The 17,169-nt window shown below is 72.9% G+C and carries 16 protein-coding genes; 5 read left to right on the forward strand and 11 right to left on the reverse strand.

Annotated features, from left to right (window positions below; all coding sequences use genetic code 11):
* Positions 1–21: 21 nt before the first annotated feature.
* From thpD to ACPA54_RS28695, 3 genes are all read left to right on the forward strand, one after another.
* On the forward strand, positions 22–894 hold the full coding sequence (gene thpD, locus ACPA54_RS28685) for an ectoine hydroxylase (RefSeq protein WP_423534455.1): 873 nt from the start codon (positions 22–24) through the stop codon (positions 892–894).
* Between the two features lie 367 nt (positions 895–1,261).
* Positions 1,262–1,630 carry an RNHCP domain-containing protein gene (locus tag ACPA54_RS28690; RefSeq protein WP_423534280.1) on the forward strand — a complete coding sequence of 123 codons (369 nt, stop codon included), beginning with the start codon at positions 1,262–1,264 and terminating at the stop codon, positions 1,628–1,630.
* Positions 1,627–2,031 carry an RNHCP domain-containing protein gene (locus ACPA54_RS28695; protein ID WP_423534281.1) on the forward strand — a complete coding sequence of 135 codons (405 nt, stop codon included), beginning with the start codon at positions 1,627–1,629 and terminating at the stop codon, positions 2,029–2,031. The genes ACPA54_RS28690 and ACPA54_RS28695 overlap by 4 nt, the downstream gene beginning before the upstream one ends.
* A gap of 57 nt (positions 2,032–2,088) precedes the next feature.
* Here the strand turns inward: ACPA54_RS28695 and ACPA54_RS28700 are convergent, their stop codons facing one another.
* From ACPA54_RS28700 to argG, 9 genes are all read right to left on the reverse strand, one after another.
* The gene (locus ACPA54_RS28700) at positions 2,089–2,856 is read right to left on the reverse strand and encodes a polysaccharide deacetylase family protein (RefSeq protein ID WP_423534282.1); all 768 of its coding nucleotides are present in this window, start codon (positions 2,854–2,856) and stop codon (positions 2,089–2,091) included.
* Between the two features lie 79 nt (positions 2,857–2,935).
* A complete protein-coding gene (locus ACPA54_RS28705; RefSeq protein ID WP_345679446.1) occupies positions 2,936–3,097 on the reverse strand; it encodes a hypothetical protein in 162 nt (53 codons plus the stop codon).
* Entirely contained in the window at positions 3,094–4,443 is a 1,350-nt protein-coding gene (locus ACPA54_RS28710; RefSeq protein WP_423534283.1) for a glycosyltransferase family 2 protein, read from the reverse strand. The genes ACPA54_RS28705 and ACPA54_RS28710 overlap by 4 nt, the downstream gene beginning before the upstream one ends.
* 269 nt (positions 4,444–4,712) lie before the next feature.
* On the reverse strand, positions 4,713–5,918 hold the full coding sequence (locus tag ACPA54_RS28715; protein WP_423534284.1) for a cytochrome P450 family protein: 1,206 nt from the start codon (positions 5,916–5,918) through the stop codon (positions 4,713–4,715).
* A 129-nt stretch (positions 5,919–6,047) separates the two neighbouring features.
* Positions 6,048–7,112: a phosphotransferase family protein gene (locus tag ACPA54_RS28720; RefSeq protein WP_423534285.1), complete on the reverse strand. Its 1,065-nt coding sequence runs from the start codon at positions 7,110–7,112 to the stop codon at positions 6,048–6,050.
* Positions 7,109–7,906, reverse strand: a complete 798-nt coding sequence (locus ACPA54_RS28725; protein ID WP_423534286.1) for an SDR family NAD(P)-dependent oxidoreductase — start codon at positions 7,904–7,906, stop codon at positions 7,109–7,111. The genes ACPA54_RS28720 and ACPA54_RS28725 overlap by 4 nt, the downstream gene beginning before the upstream one ends.
* A 53-nt stretch (positions 7,907–7,959) precedes the next feature.
* Positions 7,960–9,030: a fatty acid desaturase family protein gene (locus tag ACPA54_RS28730; RefSeq protein ID WP_423534287.1), complete on the reverse strand. Its 1,071-nt coding sequence runs from the start codon at positions 9,028–9,030 to the stop codon at positions 7,960–7,962.
* A 156-nt stretch (positions 9,031–9,186) separates the two neighbouring features.
* Positions 9,187–10,965: an arabinofuranosyltransferase AftB family protein gene (locus ACPA54_RS28735; RefSeq protein WP_423534288.1), complete on the reverse strand. Its 1,779-nt coding sequence runs from the start codon at positions 10,963–10,965 to the stop codon at positions 9,187–9,189.
* Between the two features lie 432 nt (positions 10,966–11,397).
* Positions 11,398–12,855, reverse strand: a complete 1,458-nt coding sequence (gene argG, locus ACPA54_RS28740) for an argininosuccinate synthase (RefSeq protein WP_423534289.1) — start codon at positions 12,853–12,855, stop codon at positions 11,398–11,400.
* 336 nt (positions 12,856–13,191) lie between these two features.
* On the opposite strand from argG, the gene ACPA54_RS28745 reads away from it, so the two are divergent.
* The gene (locus ACPA54_RS28745; protein ID WP_423534290.1) at positions 13,192–13,470 is read left to right on the forward strand and encodes a hypothetical protein; all 279 of its coding nucleotides are present in this window, start codon (positions 13,192–13,194) and stop codon (positions 13,468–13,470) included.
* Here ACPA54_RS28745 and ACPA54_RS28750 read toward each other — a convergent pair.
* Entirely contained in the window at positions 13,461–15,335 is a 1,875-nt protein-coding gene (locus ACPA54_RS28750) for a glycoside hydrolase family 3 protein (RefSeq protein ID WP_423534291.1), read from the reverse strand. The two genes, ACPA54_RS28745 and ACPA54_RS28750, sit on opposite strands and share 10 nt — an antisense overlap.
* A 119-nt stretch (positions 15,336–15,454) precedes the next feature.
* Here ACPA54_RS28750 and ACPA54_RS28755 point away from each other — a divergent pair, with 119 nt between their 5' ends.
* Positions 15,455–16,534, forward strand: coding sequence for an Lrp/AsnC family transcriptional regulator (locus ACPA54_RS28755; protein WP_423534292.1), 1,080 nt, complete (start codon positions 15,455–15,457; stop codon positions 16,532–16,534).
* Positions 16,535–16,555: 21 nt separating this feature from the next.
* On the opposite strand, the gene ACPA54_RS28760 is transcribed toward ACPA54_RS28755, so the two are convergent.
* On the reverse strand, positions 16,556–17,083 hold the full coding sequence (locus ACPA54_RS28760; RefSeq protein ID WP_423534293.1) for a nuclear transport factor 2 family protein: 528 nt from the start codon (positions 17,081–17,083) through the stop codon (positions 16,556–16,558).
* Positions 17,084–17,169 lie beyond the last annotated feature (86 nt).

Consider the following 17,169-nt stretch of genomic DNA (forward strand, 5'->3'; position numbering starts at 1 on the left):
CACGTGGAGGAGGCCACGGACATGTACCCCACCCGGGCATCCGCCGGTGTGCACGTCGAACTCCCGCGCCGGGAGCCGGCCGTCTGGGGCGGCGACGTCCCCGGGCCGTGGAGCGACGCCGAGCTGGAGGCCTACGAGCAGCGCGGCTACGCGACCGTCGAGGGTCTCCTGTCGCCCGCCGAAGTCGCCGCGGACCTCGCCGAACTGCACCGGCTGCGCAGCGAACCGATGCTGGCCGACGACGAGCGGGCGATCCGGGAACGCGACTCCGACCAGGTCCGCTCGGTCTTCGAGGTGCACCGGATCAGCGACCGGCTGCGCGCGCTGGCGCACGACCCTCGGCTGGTCGACCGGGCCCGGCAGATCCTCGGTACGGACGTCTACATCCACCAGAGCCGGGTCAACTACAAGCCGGGCTACGGCGGCAACGGCTTCTACTGGCACTCGGACTTCGAGACGTGGCACAGCGAGGACGGCATGCCGGCCATGCGCGCGCTGAGCGTGTCCATCGCGCTGACCGACAACCACGCCACCAACGGGCCGCTGATGATCATGCCCGGGTCGCACCACGGGTTCGTCCCCTGTCCGGGCCAGACCCCCGACGACCACCACCGCGTGTCGCTGCGCGCCCAGCAGGTCGGCACCCCGGGGCCGGCGCTGGTCCGCCGCCTCGCGGACCGGCACGGAATCGACGCGATCACCGGGCCGGCCGGCTCGGCGACGTTCTTCGACTCCAACTGCATGCACGGTTCCGGCGACAACATCACGCCGTACGACCGCGCCAACGTGTTCATCGTCTACAACAGCGTCAAGAACACCTTGGTCGCCCCGTACGGCGCGCCCAAGCCCCGCCCCGCGCACATCGCGTCGCGGGACTTCACGCCGGTGCCCTGACCCGGCAGCGGTAGCGGCGCCCCGAAACGGGCTCCCGGCGAGCACACGGAGCCGCCCGCCGGGAGCCTTTCGGCGTACCCGGAGCCGCACCCGGAGCCGTGCCCCGAGCCGTACCCGGAGGCCGCCGGGAAATCCGGTGGCCTCCGCACCGGCGCCGTGGTTAGCCTGGCCGCACGCCAGTTGTGACCACGTACCGGGGCCGTCCGCGCGCCCGGTGACCGGGCCGCCGTGCCCACGGAGAGGGTGTCTTGATGTCCCGGCACGCGCCGAGCGCGCTTCGCCGCACCGTCTGACGGTTCGCCATGCCGACGCCGCTCGGCCTGCTCTTGCTGCCCCGAATTCGTTTCCCGGCAAGGAGCACACCCGGGTGTCCACCCCTCATCATCGACCGACCACCGACACGTTCTCGTGCGTGCGCTGCGGCCTGACCGTGTCCGCCGCCGCGCCCGACGGGAACCCGCGCCACCACTGTCCGTCCTGCCTGCACGCGCGGCACATCGCCGACCCCGCGGACCCCGCCGGGGGCGGCCGCGGCGACTGCCGCGGACGGATGGCGCCGATCGCCGTCGCCGTGCTGCGCACGGGCGACTGGATGCTCGTCCACCGCTGCGTGCGGTGCGACGGACTCGCCTCGTCCCCGGTGCACGCGGACGACAACCAGCTCGTCCTCATGCGGATCGCGGTCCGGCCGCTGGCCGAGCCCCCGTTCCCGCTCGAAGCGTTCGGAGCGCTGTGAAGCGGCGGGCGGCACGTCGGCCGCAACGTGCCAAGGACGTCCTGCACGGGCAGGGCAGCAAATCCACCGGAGAGTTCCGGTGCGCCGGCTGCCGGCTCGCGGTGCCGCTGCGGGCGCCCGGCACCGGGCACCGCAACCACTGCCCGAACTGCCTGGCCAGTCGGCACGTCGACCGGCGTATACCCGGCGACCGCGCGGCGGACTGCGGCGGCCGCATGGACGCCGTCGGCCTGACCGCACGGGCCGACGGCGAATGGCTGCTCGTCCACCAATGCCGCTCCTGCGGCGCACTCGGCACCAACCGCATCGCGGGCGACGACAACGCCTTGGCGCTCGTACGCCTCGCGATGCGGCCGTTGGCCGATGCCGCGGTGGCCCGTCGGGTGCTCCTCACCTTGTGAGGCGTCCCCCGGCGGTGCGTCGGCGGCGGACGGGGTGACCGGGGCGCCGCCGACGTGTCACCAGTGCGCGGCGGTGGCGTAGAAGGTCGTGCCCGGCCACGCCTCCACGGGCGTGGCCGACGGCACGACCTTTCCGGCGCACAGTCCGCGGGCGGCGAGGCCGTCGACGATCCGCGGGATGGCGGAGAGCGTGGTGGCGTAGCCCTCGTGCAGCAGGATGATGCCGCCCGGCTGGACCTGGAGGGCGTTGTCGACGATGGCGTCGGTGGTGATGCCGTTGTAGTCGAACGAGTCCGTGGTCCACAGCACTTCGGTCATGCCGAGGACGGCGGCGTCCTGCCGGATGTCCGCGTTGGTGCGGCCGTAGGGCGGGCGGAACAGCGTCGGGGCGGTGCCGGTCTGCGCGAGCAGGATCTGGTTGGTGCCGAGCAGCTCGTTGAAGGCGGCGGGCTCGCCCTGTTCGTCGAGGAACGGGTGGGAGTAGCTGTGGTTGCCGATCCACTGCCCGTTCTGCGCCAGCAGGTCGACGTTCTCCGGGTAGTCCAGGGCGTGCGCGCCGGTGAGGAAGAAGGTGGCGCGCACCCAGCCGGCGTCCTGCAGCGCACGGACGTAGTCGGGGGTCATCGCCGTGGGGCCGTCGTCGAAGGTGATGGCGACATAGCCGTTGGCGCACGGCGTGGCCGCGCGGGCCGCGGGTGCCTGCGGGCCGACGGCCAGGAGGCAGACGGCGGCGGTGGCCGCGGCCAGGCGGGCGACGCCCCGGCGGGCCCGGGTGCGGCGCCGGGAAGCAGGGGCAACAGGGGATGCGGGGGATGCCTTGGGCATCTGGTCCTCCGAGTCGGGGTCCGCGGGCAAGGCACAACAAGCGTCGGCCCACGCGGTCTGCGGGGGCCGACGCCTGTCGTCAGCGGGTGCGCGCCGGGAATATCCGCTTCAGCGCCAGTCCGGCGCTGAACAGCGTGAACGCCGCGACGAGCGCCCACATCAGGTTCACCGCGCCGGTGGCCGCGAGGACCCCGCCGGTGCCCGCGGCGGCGGCACCCGTACTTGCGTTGTACAACCTCACCACTTCCTTTCCTTGTTGCGAAGGGCATCCCAGAACGCTTTCGCCTGGGCGGCTTGGAGGAACAGGTCGAAGGCCATCTCCACGACCACGAGACCCCCGAGGAACATCTGCAGGGGGCCGCGGCTGCGGACGGTGACCGCCCGTTCGAGGGCGAAGATCGCGGTGACGATCATCCAGACCGGTTGGACGTTGACGCGCCCGGTGGTCGCGAACGCGAAGACCAGCGACGACAGGTAGATGAAGATGACCAAAAGGCCGATCAGGGAAAGAAATTGCCGACCCCAGTAGCCGCGGGTGACGCGGGTCCATCCGTAGTCGGTCAGGTTTTCCAGTGCGCCTCTCTTCCAGCGCAGGCGCTGATTGAACAGATCGCGCCAGGTGAGCATCACTTCGGTTTCCAGCGTGCATTTCGGCGGGCAGATGATGCGCAGCCCCAAATGCAGGATGGCCAACGTGAGTTCGTTGTCCTCGGTGAGCACGCGGGTGTCGTAGACCTGCGGGCTGCCCGGCAGCTCCTTGGCGCGGCGGGCCTCGACAACCTCCTGCAGGGCCACGGCGCGGAAGAGCGTCGCGGTGCCGGTGAGGACGAGTGCGCGGCCTTGGAGGCGCTGCACGTCCCGCACGTAGCGGGCGTACTCGTTGCGTTGCAGCATGCCGACGAATCCGCCGCCCGGCTTGCCGGTGAAGGTCCCGCCGACGCCGGCCCACTGGCCGGTGGCGAGGCGTTCGAGGCCGTGGCCGAGGAACTCCGGGCCGAGGGTGGAGTCGGCGTCCATGACGAGGACGGCGTCGAGCGGCCCCAGGTCGGGCAGCAGCCGGTCGAGGACCTGGTTGAGGCCGCCGGCCTTCTTGTGCTGGTTTTCGACGGTTTCGTAGACGTCGACGCCCTTGGCATGGGCGATCTCGATCGTGCGGTCGCGGCAATTGTCCGCGATGACGATGATGCGCTCCGGCGGCCGCTGCTGGGCCAGCAGCGAATCGATCGTGTCGCCGATCTGGTCCTCTTCGTTGTGTGCCGGGACCAGGGCGGTGATGCGCATGTCGGCGACATCGACCTCGGGCAGCGAGCGGCGCCGCCGCCGCTTGGTGCGGAGGCGGAACGGCGCGGCCTTGCGCGGCGCGTGCTTGGCGCGGCGCCCGGCGGCGGCCTGCGGGGTCGGCGCGGCGGGTGCGGCGGGCGCGGGCGCGGCGGGTTCGAACGCGGGCACCGGCCGGGTCAGGACGGCGGTGGAGGTGTCCGCGGAGAGGTGGGTGACACGTATCGGCGAGGCGGCTCCGGGACGGAACCAGTCGTCGGGAACTGCCGTGTCCGGTATGCCGGGCACGCTCGAGGGCTGTTCGTCCATGTCTCCGCCGCTGCTTGCCGCCTGCCCCTGCGGGCAGGCGTGCCGAATTGCATCAATTCGGAGAGCGGAACGACATCCCCCACCCGGCGTCCCCCCGGACGCCGCGTTCGGCTAACAGCAGCGATGGCACCGCATTGAATGCGCTCCCCAGGCGTCACCGCGCACAGGAATTGTGTGGCACCGGGGGGCGAAAGTAAACGTGAGGGCCATCACGCCCATTCGGCCAAATGGTTGATCGAAATGCCGTTTCCGGGAGTGGGATCTGTCATTTACCGATGACCAGGTCGGGCGGGCTCGCCGCCGACGACCGGCAGTGCGGCCAATCCGCGTACCCGCAGCGACTGGTGCCAGACGGCGGGGTCCTCGTCCGACAGGCGCAGGTCCGGCAGCCGGTCGAGGAGCGCGGTCAGCGCGACCTCGGCTTCGAGGCGGGCCAGGGGAGCACCGATGCAGTAGTGGACGCCTTGGCCGAAGCTCAGGTGGCGGTGCAGGTCGTCGCGGCCGAGGTCGACCGTGTCCGGGGCGGTGAAGCGCCGCGGGTCGCGGTTGGCGGTGGCGAGCGCGAGCATGACGGTCTCGCCGGCCGGGACCACCGCGCCGCCGATCTCGACGTCCTCGACCGGGAAGCGGCGGATGGCGAGCAGCGCGGGGGACTCGTGCCGGGCGACTTCCTCGACCAGGGCGGCGATGCCGTCGCCGCGGGCCGCGGCCCGGACGCGTTCGTCGGCGAGCGCGGCGTAGGCGGCACCGGCGATCAGGTTGGCCGAGTTCTCGTAGCCCGCGAACAGCAGCAGGAACGCCAGCGAGGTGAGTTCGTCCTCGCCGAGCCGGTCGTCCGCGTCGCGTGCCGCGACGAGGTCCGACAGCAGGTCGCCGGACGGCTGCGCCCGCTTGTCCGCGACCAGGGTGGTGAAGAAGGCGTACATCTCCCGGACGATCGCCGCCATGCCCTCGCGGGTCGCCTCCGCGCCCAGCAGCCCGGCCGTCCACTCCCGGAACCGGCCGCGCGACGCCGCGGGCACGCCGAGCAGTTCGGAGATCGCCAGGACGGCGTACGGCGTCGCGAAATCGGCGACCAAGTCCGCCGACCCCTCGGCCGCCAGCCGCGCCGCCACGGCGTCGGCCAGCCCCCGCGCCGCATCCGTCAACGCCGGGCGCAGCTCCGCCACCCGCCGCGCGGTGAACGCGGGCCCGGCGAGGCGGCGCAGCCGGGTGTGGTCCGGCGCGTCCATGTTGAGCAAGTTGGCGTCGAGCGCGGGCGGCAGCGAAAAGCCTTGGTAGCCGCCGGGTTTGGCGTTCCGCTTGGACAGCGAGAGTCGCGGGTCGGCGAGTGCCCGGTGGACGTCCGCGTAGCGGGTGACCAGCCACACCGACGTCCCGTCCGGCATCGTCACCTGGTGCACGGGCCCGGCCTCCCGCAGCCGCGCGCCGATGCCGTGCGGATCCGCCGCGTATGCCGCCGCCATGTCGCTCATGGCGGCGATCATCCCATCGCGGCGGACCCGCGGCGGACCTCGAACACGCGTCACACAGGCGTGGCTCAGGCCCGCTCAGGCCCGCTCAGGCCTCGGGCGGCCGTCGAACGGCCTTCGGCCGGACCGGAATCAGGCCCCGATCTCGTCCAGGAGCTGCCGCAGCGCCGTGGCCGGCGGGTTGTCGCGCCAGATGGTCTGGGCGGCCGGGATCTCGCCGCGGGCGACACGGCGGTTCATGGCGCGGACCACGATGGCGGCGTAGCGGAAGCCGGCGAGGACCTCGAAGGGGGTGGTGTCGCCGGGGTCGCGCCCGGCCGCCGCGGCGTAGCGGGCGCGCTGCTCGGCGCGGTCCGGTTCGCCGTCGAGACGGGCGATGCCGAGGGCCTCGTGCATCGTGCGGTCGAAGAACAGCCACCAGCCGAGGTCGAGTTCCGGAGGTGCGATGGCGACGGCCTCGAAGTCGGTCACGCACACCGGCTCGATGCCGCGCCAGATGATGTTGCCGGGGCGCGCGTCGCCCCACGCGATCCCGGGCTCGCCGCCCTCGGGGAGGTTGGCGTGCAGCCAGGTGCGGGCCCGGTCGAGGACCGGGTGGTCGCGGCCATCGAGTTCCCGGTCGGCGTATGCCGACCAGATGGCGAACTGACGGGCGGCCGTCGGCTTCTCACCGGGCGGCACGAGCCAGTCGAGGCCGGCGGCGTGCCGGTCGGCCCGGTGCAGCCGGGCGAGCACGTCGAGGCCGTTCGCGATCATCGTGCGCCGGTCGGCGGGAGCGGCGTCGAGGAACGGGCCCGCGGCGGTGTACGGCGGGTTCTCGACCGGCACCCAGCCGTCCACGAAGCCCATGACGAAGAACGCCGACCCCAGCACGGCCGGGTCGTCCTCGTAGCCGATCAGCGGCGCGACGGGGATGTCCGCGGCGACGGCCAGGCCGCGCATCGTGCGGTACTGGATGGCGATCTCGGGGCCGTCGTTGGCCGCCTGCGCGGGGTACATCGCCGGGTCGGCGGTCTCCCGGCGCAGCACGAGCCGGTGCTCGGTGTCGGCGGTGGTCGCGCGCAGGAGGACCGTTTCGGCGGAGAATCCGCTGCCGGGGCGGCCGTCCAGGGCGACCCGGACATCGCCGCCGCCGAGGTGCGGGGACAGCCAGCGGGCGAGCGCGTCGACGCCGTCGCCGGTGAGGTCGCGGGTCACGATGCCGCCTTTCCCGCCGCGCCGTTCGCGGCCGCCGGAGCGGACACCGCGGTCATGTCGCGCAGCCACACCGGGGACGTCAGGACGCCGAGGATCGCCGCGGCGGCCTGGTCGAGGGTCATCGGGCCGCCCGGGCCGTTGTCGTGGACGTAGCCCAAGGCCTGCCACTGCGGGGACAGTTCGAGGAGCAGGTCGCGGTCCCACGACGCCATGATGTCGCTGCCGAGCGCCGAGCCGATCCGGACGTTCGCGACGCAGACGTCGGGGTGCTCGGCCTGCCACGCGCGGGCCATCGCTTCCAGGGCGGCCTTGCTGGCCGCGTATACGCCCATGCCCGGCAGCGGCCGGTCGACCGACGACGCGGACACCAGCACCGCCCGGCCGCCCGACGCCCGCAGGTGGGGGAGCGCGGCGGCGGTGACACGTGCCGCGCCGAAGACGTTGGTGGCGAAGGTATCCGCCCACGTGTCCATGTCGGCGTCCGCGATGCGGCACAGCACGTCGACGGCCGCCGCGTACACCACCGCGTCCAGGCCGCCGAGCGCCGCGGCGGCGTCCGCGACCACCGCCGCACAGGAATCCTCGTCGCGGACGTCGCACCGCAATGCCACCGCGCCGCCGCCCGCCTCCGCCGCGGCCGCCTCCACCCGGTCGGCCCGCCGCGCCGCGAACGCCACCGCGGCGCCCGCTTCCGCGGCCTGCGCGCCGAGCGCGCGGCCGATTCCCGAGGACGCACCGATGATCAGGATCCGCGAGCCGTCGAGTGCGCCCGTGCCCTTGCCGTCCCTGCCCATACGACCGCCTTCCGTTCTGCCGTGCCGATCAGGCGGTTTGTATCTTGACCAAGTCAAATAGACAAGCGGGCTCCGTGTGACGTCCGCAGCCCCGCGCCGACCCCGTGCATGTGGGACAGCGCCTGCCGGTACGACTCCACCGCCCCGGTCTCCAGGTACGGCACCCCCAGCCGCGCGCAGTGCGCCCGCACGATCGGCTGCGCCCGCCGCAGGCTGAACCGCGGCATGTTCGGCACCAGGTGGTGCTCGATCTGGTAATTGAGCCCGCCCATCAGCCAGTCGGTGACGCGGCCGCCGCGCACGTTGCGGGACGTCAGCACCTGGCGGCGCAGGTGGTCCCACTTCTCGCCCGGACCCGGCATCGGCATGCCCTTGTGGTTCGGCGCGAACACCAGGCCCAGGTGCACGCCCATCAGCGCGTGCTGGAGCAGGAAGAACGCGATCGCCTTGCCGGGCGACATCGCCGAGAACAGCACCCCGAAGTAGAGGCCGACGTTCGCCGTGATCAGCGCGCCTTCGACGCGCCGCTCCGCACGCGACCGGTTCCGCAGGTCGACGATGCTGCCGATCTTCAGGTTGAGGCCTTCGAGGAGCAGCAGCGGGAGGAACAGCCGCGCCTGGTGCCGGGTCAGCCACCCGGCGAAGCCGCGCCGGGAGGCCGCCTGCCCGGCGTCCCACACCAGGACGCCGGCCCGCACGTCCGGGTCCTTGTCGAGGTGGTTCGGGTTGGCGTGGTGCCGGTTGTGCTTGGCGATCCACCAGCCGCTGCTCATGCCCATGAGGAGGTTGCCGTGCAGCAGCGCCATCGCCCGGTCGGTGCGGTGGCTCCGGCCGATCTGGCGGTGTCCGGCGTCGTGGCCGACGAACATCGCCCGCACCCCGAACAGCGCGGCCGGAACGGCCAGCGCGAGCTGCCACCAGGTGTCGCCGAGCAGCACGACACCGGCGAACGTGCCGACGAGCAGTGCGATGCCGGTGCCGATCGACAGCGCGTAGCGGAGCGGCCGGCGGTCCAGCAGCCCGGCGGTCTTGAGGTCGGCGAGGAGCGGGGCGAAGTCGCTGCCGCGCCGCCGTTCCTCCGCGGTCTTCGCTGGGGCAGGGGCGGCCAGTGCGGTCGGTGCCATGGGAACTCCCGGGAGCGGATTACGGGTTCCCTGGTGACGCTAGGTGCGCGGATGGTGCTGCTTCGATCCGGCGAGCCCCCGGGCTGCGGCGGACCGGCCCCCGGGGAAAGGTGGGGCCAGACCCCCCGTGCCGGGGGCCTGGCCTCCTGGACGCCGTCAGCGCGCCCCGCAGAATTTCGCCTCGGCGGCGAACGGGTCGCGGGGGATGCGCAGTGCCGTGCGGTGGTAGGCCCCGGTCAGGTTGCGGAGGAAGCGGGATGCGGTGAGGGGTTCGCGGACGGACGCGAGGAGTTCGCGCAGGTCCCCGCACCCGAGCGCGTGCCGGGCGGCGGCCAGCGATGCCGGGGTCACGGCGGCGATCCCGGGGACGTCGGCGACCGACGGGTCCAGTTCCAGGGCGAGCAGCCACACGTCGCCGAGGGGCTTGCGGTGCCCGGGCCAGTTGCGGTGCGCGCCGGGGGCGTACTCCAGGTGGGCGCCGACGGTGTTGGCGAGGCCCCAGGTCTCCACGATGTACTGGTCGAGCGGCACCAACGCGCCCGTGACGCCGAGGAATCCGCCGGGGAACGACACCCGGCTCGACCCGTGCCCGGGGCCGAGCGGCAGCAGTTGCCCGACGCTCATGTCGGGGGCGAGGCGGACGAACACGGGGCGGTCGGCGGCCATGCCCTCGGCGACGGCGTCGCGCAGCTTCGGGAACGCGGCCGTCCACGCGGCGACGTGGTCGGCGTTCGGCGAACCGGTCAGCGCGATGTCGCTGTCCCGGACCCGGATCGAGATCGCGGTGTCCCGGGCGTGGTACGCCGCCGGATGCCACGGCCCGACCACCGCCACGGCCCATACGGACGTTGCCGCCGCGACCGCGATCGTCCCGGCGCGCACGGGCACCAGCAGGACCGGGAGCAGCGCGAGGAACAGGGCGGGGAGCAGCATGCGTCCGTGCATGTAGTCGCCGCCGATCCGCACGACGTACCCGGCGTGCAGCGCGGCGGCCGCGACCGGGACGAGCGGAACGACCCACCGGGCGGGCGCCGGACGGGAGCGGAGCAAGTGCGCCACGGCCAGGGCGCCGAGGAGGGCGAGGGGCACGTACAGCCACAACGGCCCGGCGAAGTCCGCCGCGTAGCGGAGCCCGCGGACGGGGTCGCTGTCGCCGGGCTCCTTGGTGAGGCCGGGCATCGGGACGAGCAGGCCGTAGTAGCCCGCCCGGAAGATCTCGTACGCGACGGGCAGTGCGAGCGCCGCGGCGAGTTGCCCGGCGGCCTGGCGCAGGCCGGGCCGCTGCACCCACCACAGCCCGGTGAGGAACACCGCGGTCACGATCGCGAAGTCGGGGCGGACGAGGAACCCGAGCCCCGCCCACACCGCGTACGCCGCCCGGCTGCGTGCCTCGGGGAAGCGGTGCGCGCGGACCAGCAGCCACCAGCACCCGGCGAGCCAGAACGTGCCCAGCCCGCTGTCCAGTCCGGACCCGGCGAAGTCCCAGAACACCGGCACGGCGAGCAGCACGAGCGCCCCGGCGGGCAGCAGATGCCGCGGGCCAGCCGTGGTGTGCAGGCGGCGGGTGGCGTCGAGCGCGACCGCGAACCCCGCGGCGGTGAGGAGGATGCCGGCGAGGACCGCGGTGAAGCCGAGGTCGCCGGGGGTCACCGCACCGAACACGACGAGCAGCCACTGCCACAGCGTGCTGGTGTCTGCTTCGACGCGCTCGCTCAGGTTCACGGTGGGCCCGTGCCCGGCGAGGATCTGCCGGACGGTCCGCAGGAAGATCGTGCCGTCGTCGGTGAGTGCACGATGCCGCCACCCGAGTACCGCCAGGGCGAGGACGGGCAGCGCGACGGCGAGCGCGTTCCCCCACCGGGCGCGGGGGACACGCGGGGACTCCGGAACGGTGGATTCCGCGGGTGCGGCGGAGATCGCCGTGGCGGTGGTCACGAAGGCTCCTGGGGTGGGTGCGGCGCGCCGACGGGCGTCGTGAGCAGGCGCTCCAGTGCCCGTTTCCCCACCCCCCGAACCGCCCCACCCGAGACACGCCCCAATTCCGCCGAATCACCACGCCGTCTGCTCGTCCGCTCGTGTGCTCGTCTGCCTGGTCGCCCGCTCGGGCTGCTTGCCTGCTCGCGTGCCCGCTCTCCTGCTTGCCTGCCCGTCTGCCCGTCTGCCCGCTCTCCTGCTTGGCTGTTTGCCCGTTGCCCGTTGCCCGTTGCCCGTTGCCTGTTTGCCTGCGTGCCCGTTTGCCCGCTCGGCCGCCTCCCGCGAGGAAACGCGAAACGCCGGGCTTCGCAAGGGCGGTGCCCTGCGGAGCCCGGCGTCGTGTGCGCGGGGTGCCGTCCGGTTCGCGGTACGTGCCGGTGCGGCGTGTCCGGCTTAGTCCACGCCGAATTCCATCGCGGCGCGGTCCAGCAGCTGGTCCTCAAGCTGCTCTTCCTCGTCGACCTCGCCGCGGGCGGCGATGGCCTCGGCGCCGCCCTCGGGCAGGTTGCCGATCAGGCCGGTCGCGGCCGCCTGGGCGGCGCCCATCGCCGGGTGCGCGGTGCCGATCAGGCCGATGCCGGTGTACAGCTCCAGCTTGGCGCGCGAGTCGGCGATGTCGAGGTTGCGCATGGTCAGCTGGCCGATCCGGTCGACCGGGCCGAACGCGGCGTCCTCGGTGCGCTCCATCGACAGCTTGTCCGGGTGGTAGCTGAACGCCGGGCCGGTGGTGTTGAGGATCGAGTAGTCCTCGCCGCGGCGCAGCCGCAGGGTGACCTCGCCGGTGACGGCCGCGCCGACCCACCGCTGGAGCGACTCGCGGACCATCAGCGCCTGCGGGTCCAGCCAGCGGCCCTCGTACATCAGGCGGCCGAGGCGGCGGCCCTCGATGTGGTACTGCGCGAGGGTGTCCTCGTTGTGGATGGCGTTGACCAGCCGCTCGTAGGCGGCGTGCAGCAGCGCCATGCCCGGCGCCTCGTAGATGCCGCGGCTCTTGGCCTCGATGATCCGGTTCTCGATCTGGTCCGACATCCCCAGGCCGTGCCGGCCGCCGATGGCGTTGGCTTCCATGACCAGGTCGACGGCGGAGGGGAACTCCTTGCCGTTGATGCTGACCGGGCGGCCCTGCACGAAGCCGATCGTGACGTCCTCGGTGGGGATCTCCACGGAGGGGTCCCAGAACCGCACGCCCATGATCGGGTCGACGGTCTCGACGCCGGTGTCCAGGTGCTCGAGAGTCTTGGCCTCGTGGGTGGCGCCCCAGATGTTGGCGTCCGTCGAGTAGGCCTTCTCGGTGCTGTCCCGGTAGGGGAGGTCGTGCGTGACCAGCCACTCGGACATTTCCTTGCGGCCGCCCAGCTCGGTCACGAAGTCCGCGTCGAGCCAGGGCTTGTAGATCCGCAGGTTCGGGTTGGCGAGCAGGCCGTAGCGGTAGAACCGCTCGATGTCGTTGCCCTTGAACGTCGACCCGTCGCCCCAGATCTGCACGTCGTCCTCGAGCATGGCCTGCACCAGCAGGGTGCCCGTGACGGCGCGGCCGAGCGGCGTCGTGTTGAAGTAGGCGCGGCCGCCGGAGCGGATGTGGAACGCGCCGCAGGCGAGCGCGGCCAGGCCCTCCTCGACCAGCGCCGCGCGGCAGTCGACCAGGCGCGCGATCTCGGCGCCGTACGTCTTGGCACGGCCGGGCACCGACGCGATGTCGGGCTCGTCGTACTGGCCGATGTCGGCGGTGTAGGTGCACGGGACGGCACCCTTGTCGCGCATCCACGCGACCGCGACCGACGTGTCGAGCCCGCCGGAGAAGGCAATGCCGACCCGCTCGCCCGCGGGAAGAGAGGTGAGGACCTTGGACATGGGAAGAGTATGCAGGGTTTCGCATGAACATGCAAAGCCGGTTTCTCCGGCGCGTCGGCGAGATCCCCGCCGCAGAGCCGCCGAGCGCTGGGCCTAGGCCCCGGCGTCCTCGTCGCGTCGTACGGACAATACGCCCTGCACGTCGGACAACCGGCACAGCAGAGCATGCGGGTCCCCCGGCCCCTCCAGCGCGAGGTTGAGTGCGGTGGTCCGCCGCCGCGCGGCCGCGCTCCGGAAGCGCGGGATGCGGCAGGTCCGCGTCGGGGAGGCCGCCGAGCCGCTCGGTCCGTGTTGGGCGTGAACGCCTTGGCGAGGTACGGGTGCACGCCGCCGGCCGTGTCGTTCACCATCAGCGGGTCGAACAGCGCGTTGGCGAGCAGCAGCATCGGCTGGCTGACCAGCGTCGAATCGGCCGGGTCGACCTTGGCGAACGGCCGGTCGAGGCCGACCCGCAGCGTGCCGCCCTCCTTGGCCGGTCCCGCGGCGGGCGCCGCGGGCTTGCCGGACACCGCGTCGTCGGAGGTGGAACAGGCGCTCGCGGTCGCGAGCAGGCCCGCGACGGCGGCGGCCGCGACGGCGATCCGCGCGGCGCCGGAGGGAGCGGATCATGCGTAGTCCTCGCTTTCTGAAGAAGCGTCGGGCTGTGCGTGGGGCCCTGTGTGAGCCGATGTGTCGGCCGATGTGCGGGGCGGTGCGTCGGGTGCGGTGCGCGGCGCGGACGGGTGCCCGAACCGGAACAGCGGGTCGGCGGTGTCGAACGGCACGTCCTCGCGCGATTCCTCGACGGCGCGCATCGACGACGGCAGGTCGAACGGCAGCCGCCCGACGGCCTGCGCGCGGCCGAACACGACGTCCAGCACCAGGTCGTCCGCCGCGCCGAAGTCGCCGAGCAGCAGGGCCGTGCCGTCCGCCAACCCGGTGAGTACCGCGGGCCGGTCGAGGCAGATGCTCACCGCAAGCGGCACCGCGGCGCCGAGCTTGCGGAGCCGGTCGAGTTCCTCGGCCCGGAACGCCAGGGAGCCGGCGTGGAAGCCGCCCTCCAGGAAGCCGTCGCGTTCCTCGTAAGGGGCCGCGAGGCGGACGACCGCGGCGTCGGCGTCCTCGGGACGGGCGACGACGGTGCCGTACGCGGCGGCGGCCTCCGGGTCGACGTTCTCCACGTAGATCCGGCTGCCCGCGGGCAACGGATCCCCGGCCAGCCGCACGAGGGCCCGCTGTTGGACGGTCCGCCCGAGCGTGCGCGTTTCCGCGGCGCCGACCAGCTCCTCGGCGGCGTCCGCGTCGACGTACGGGTCGTCGAACAGCCCGAGCCGGAACTTGTCGCGCAGGATCCGCCGCACCGACGCGTCGATCCGCGCCTCGGTCACCGCGCCGGACCGCACCGCGTCCACGATCAGTTCCGGCCGCGTCTCGCCGCCGAACTGGTCCACATCCGCGTCGAGCAGCATCCGCACCTGCTCCGCCAGCGGCAGGTGCTCGACGCCCCAGTTGCGGGCGGGCAGCGTGCCGCGGCCGGGGATCGTCATCCCGGCGAGCAGGTTGAAGTCGGTGCAGATGACGCCGTCGAAGCCGAAGCGCTCACGCAGCAGCCCGACGAGGACGTCGCGGTTGAAGCACGCGCCGACCTCCGCCATGCCGGTGCCGGCCGGGATGCCGTAGCCGGGCATGACCTGTGCGCAGCCGGCCTCCAGTGCGGCCCGGAACGGCCGCAGGTGGTAGTCGAGGTTGCCGCCCGGATAGGCGCCGAAGCGGCCGTACGAGAAGTGCGGGTCCTCGCCGTCCGCGGTCGCCCCGCCGCCGGGGAAGTGCTTGACCATGCACGCGACGCTGTCCGGCCCCAGTTCCGCGCCGCCCTGGAAGCCGCGGATGTACGCGACGAGCATCCGCGACGCCAGGTCGGCGTCCTCGCCGAACGTGCCGTGGATCCGTGCCCACCGAGGCTCGGTCGCCAGGTCCGCCATCGGGTGCACCGCGACCCGGATGCCGACCGCGCGCAGCTCGCGCGCCGCCGCGGCGGCGAACTCCTCGACGAGTGCGTCGTCGGCTGTCGCGGCCAGCCCGATCGGCTCCGGACCGCGGCTGAACCCGCCGGTCAGATGCGCGACCAGGGGATTCGCCGCGAAGCCGTGCCGTGGGTCGGACGCCAGCGTGACCGGGATGCCGAGCCGCCGCGCCGCCGCCAGATCCTGCAGGTGGTTGTTCCAGCGGGCCATCACCCCCGGCCCGGGCATGGTCATCAGCAGGAAGTTGGTGATGCCCAGGTTGCTCAGCTCGGCGGATTCCTCTGGGAACACGCCGGGGTTGAGGGTAAAAATGCGCCCGTGGCACATCTGCGCGGCCTTTTCGGCCAACGTCATGCGGGCGAGCAGGTCCGCGACCCGGTCCTCCACGGGCAGGCGCGGGTCCTCGTACGGCTCCATCGTGCCGTTGTGGTTGAGATCGCGGAACAACGTCCCGTCGTGATGGCGCAGCAGTTTCACCGTTCGTCCTTGCGGGTGTCGTCGGCGGTACACGGACCGGCCGGGGATCACCGCCAGAGTTGCCGGTGCACGCCGCACGTCCCCGCGGATGGCCGAAGTCGTCCTGAGAGGCCCTACCGATGCACGATTTGAACGCCGCACCCGGCCCCGATGCTCTGGATGAACTCGACCTGGCGCTGGTGAACGCCCTCCAGCTCGCGCCGCGCGCGTCCTGGTCCGACCTGGCCCCCGTCCTCGGCGCCGCTCCCGCCACGCTGGCGCGGCGGTGGCGCCGGCTGGCCGGGACGGGGGCGGCCTGGATGACCGGCTTCATGGGCGTGCCGCAAGGGATTCCCTCGCAGGTCGGCAAGGCGGTGCTGGTCGAGATCACGGTCGCGCCCGGCCGCATCCCGCACGTGGTCGCCGAGCTGTCGCGGCAGCCGAACATCATCAACATCGAGCACCTGACCGGCGGACGCGACCTCTTCGCCTGCGTGTACGCGCCGGACGCGGGGCGCCTCGCGCTCTACCTCCAGGTGCGGCTGCCCGCGGTGCCGGGCATCACCGGGATCCGTGTGCAGATGCCGCTGCGCCTCTACAAGGACTCGGCCGCGTGGCGGCTGCGGGCGCTGGACCGCGACCAGCGGCGGCAGCTCGCCGAGCTGGGCCGGGTGACCGCGCCGGCGCCGTTCGCCCTGGACGCCGACGACCTGGCGATCGTCGAGCAGCTCGGGCCCGACGGCCGGATCAGCACCGCCGAACTCTCCCGGCGGTTGGGACTGAGCGGCGTGACGGTGGCGCGGCGGCTTTCCCGGCTGATGGGGGCCGGATACGCGCGTTTCCGGTGCGAGGTCGCCCGGTCGTTGACCGGCTGGCCGTGCACGGCGACCTGGTGGCTGCGAGTGCCGCCGGACGAGCTGGACGCCACCGCCGCCGAGCTGTCCGGGGGCGGGGACGTGCGGATGTGTGCGACGGTCACGGGCCCCGCGAACGTGATTCTGGTGATGTACCTGCGGTCCGCGGCCGATGCCAGTCTGCTGGAAGCGGACTGGGCGCGCCGCTTTCCGCGGATGGCCGTGCAGGACTCGGCGATGACGCTGCAGGTCGTGAAGTGTCTGGGCTGGCTCGTCGACACGAACGGTTTCGGCACCGGGTTCGTGCCGTTGGGGATGCCCGACGAGGGCGGCGCGGAGCGGGGGATGGCGTCGGTGCCGGCGTGACCGCGACGGCACCGCACGGCCTCAGCCCAGGAACTGCCGCGACGGGTCGGCGCCGTCTCGGGACGATCCGCCTTCGTGCTTCTCGATCGCGGTCATCGCCGCGTCGTGGAGCGTCACCGACTGCAAGTCCGGGACGTGGCGGCGCTCGTCGATGGCCCAGCGGCCGTCCCGCAGCGACCAGCGGTCGAGGTAGCGGCCGCGGACGACCGTCTCCGCCGTGCGGTCGGGGCCCGCGGCGGACTGCAGGGTGACCGTCACGTACGACTCGCTGACCGCGGTGTCACCGTCGACCTCGACCAGGACGTTGGCGATCTGGTGCGAGTGCCCGGTCATCGCCGCATGCTGGACCCACACCCAGTCGACGAACTCCGCACCGGTGCCCTGGAAGAACGGCCGGTAGTCGGCGGTCCCGCCGGGATGCCAGACGGCCAGGGCCGCGTCGCGGTCCATCCGGTCCAGGGCGCGGCAGTAGCGGTACAGGACCTCGGTGATGGCCTGCTTGGCGAGCAGGACGGACAGGGCATTGCCGGACACGGCGTCGTCGGTCATGGCGCCCGAGTATTACCTGACGACCTATCAGAAACAAGGTGATCGAACAGCCCGCGGCGGCCTTCGTCGGGCCGCCGTTCGCGCGA

The organism is Uniformispora flossi (assembly GCF_049534875.1).
Taxonomy (GTDB): domain Bacteria; phylum Actinomycetota; class Actinomycetes; order Streptomycetales; family Streptomycetaceae; genus Yinghuangia; species Yinghuangia aomiensis.

Coding starts and splice junctions, on each gene's coding strand:
- ACPA54_RS28755 (WP_423534292.1), top strand. CDS start 15,455: ATGCACGATTTGAACGCCGCACCCGGCCCCGATGCTCTGGATGAACTC.
- ACPA54_RS28725 (WP_423534286.1), bottom strand. CDS start 7,906: ATGGGCAGGGACGGCAAGGGCACGGGCGCACTCGACGGCTCGCGGATC.
- argG (WP_423534289.1), bottom strand. CDS start 12,855: ATGTCCAAGGTCCTCACCTCTCTTCCCGCGGGCGAGCGGGTCGGCATT.
- ACPA54_RS28710 (WP_423534283.1), bottom strand. CDS start 4,443: ATGGACGAACAGCCCTCGAGCGTGCCCGGCATACCGGACACGGCAGTT.
- thpD (WP_423534455.1), top strand. CDS start 22: ATGTACCCCACCCGGGCATCCGCCGGTGTGCACGTCGAACTCCCGCGC.
- ACPA54_RS28730 (WP_423534287.1), bottom strand. CDS start 9,030: ATGGCACCGACCGCACTGGCCGCCCCTGCCCCAGCGAAGACCGCGGAG.
- ACPA54_RS28760 (WP_423534293.1), bottom strand. CDS start 17,083: ATGACCGACGACGCCGTGTCCGGCAATGCCCTGTCCGTCCTGCTCGCC.
- ACPA54_RS28715 (WP_423534284.1), bottom strand. CDS start 5,918: ATGAGCGACATGGCGGCGGCATACGCGGCGGATCCGCACGGCATCGGC.
- ACPA54_RS28700 (WP_423534282.1), bottom strand. CDS start 2,856: ATGCCCAAGGCATCCCCCGCATCCCCTGTTGCCCCTGCTTCCCGGCGC.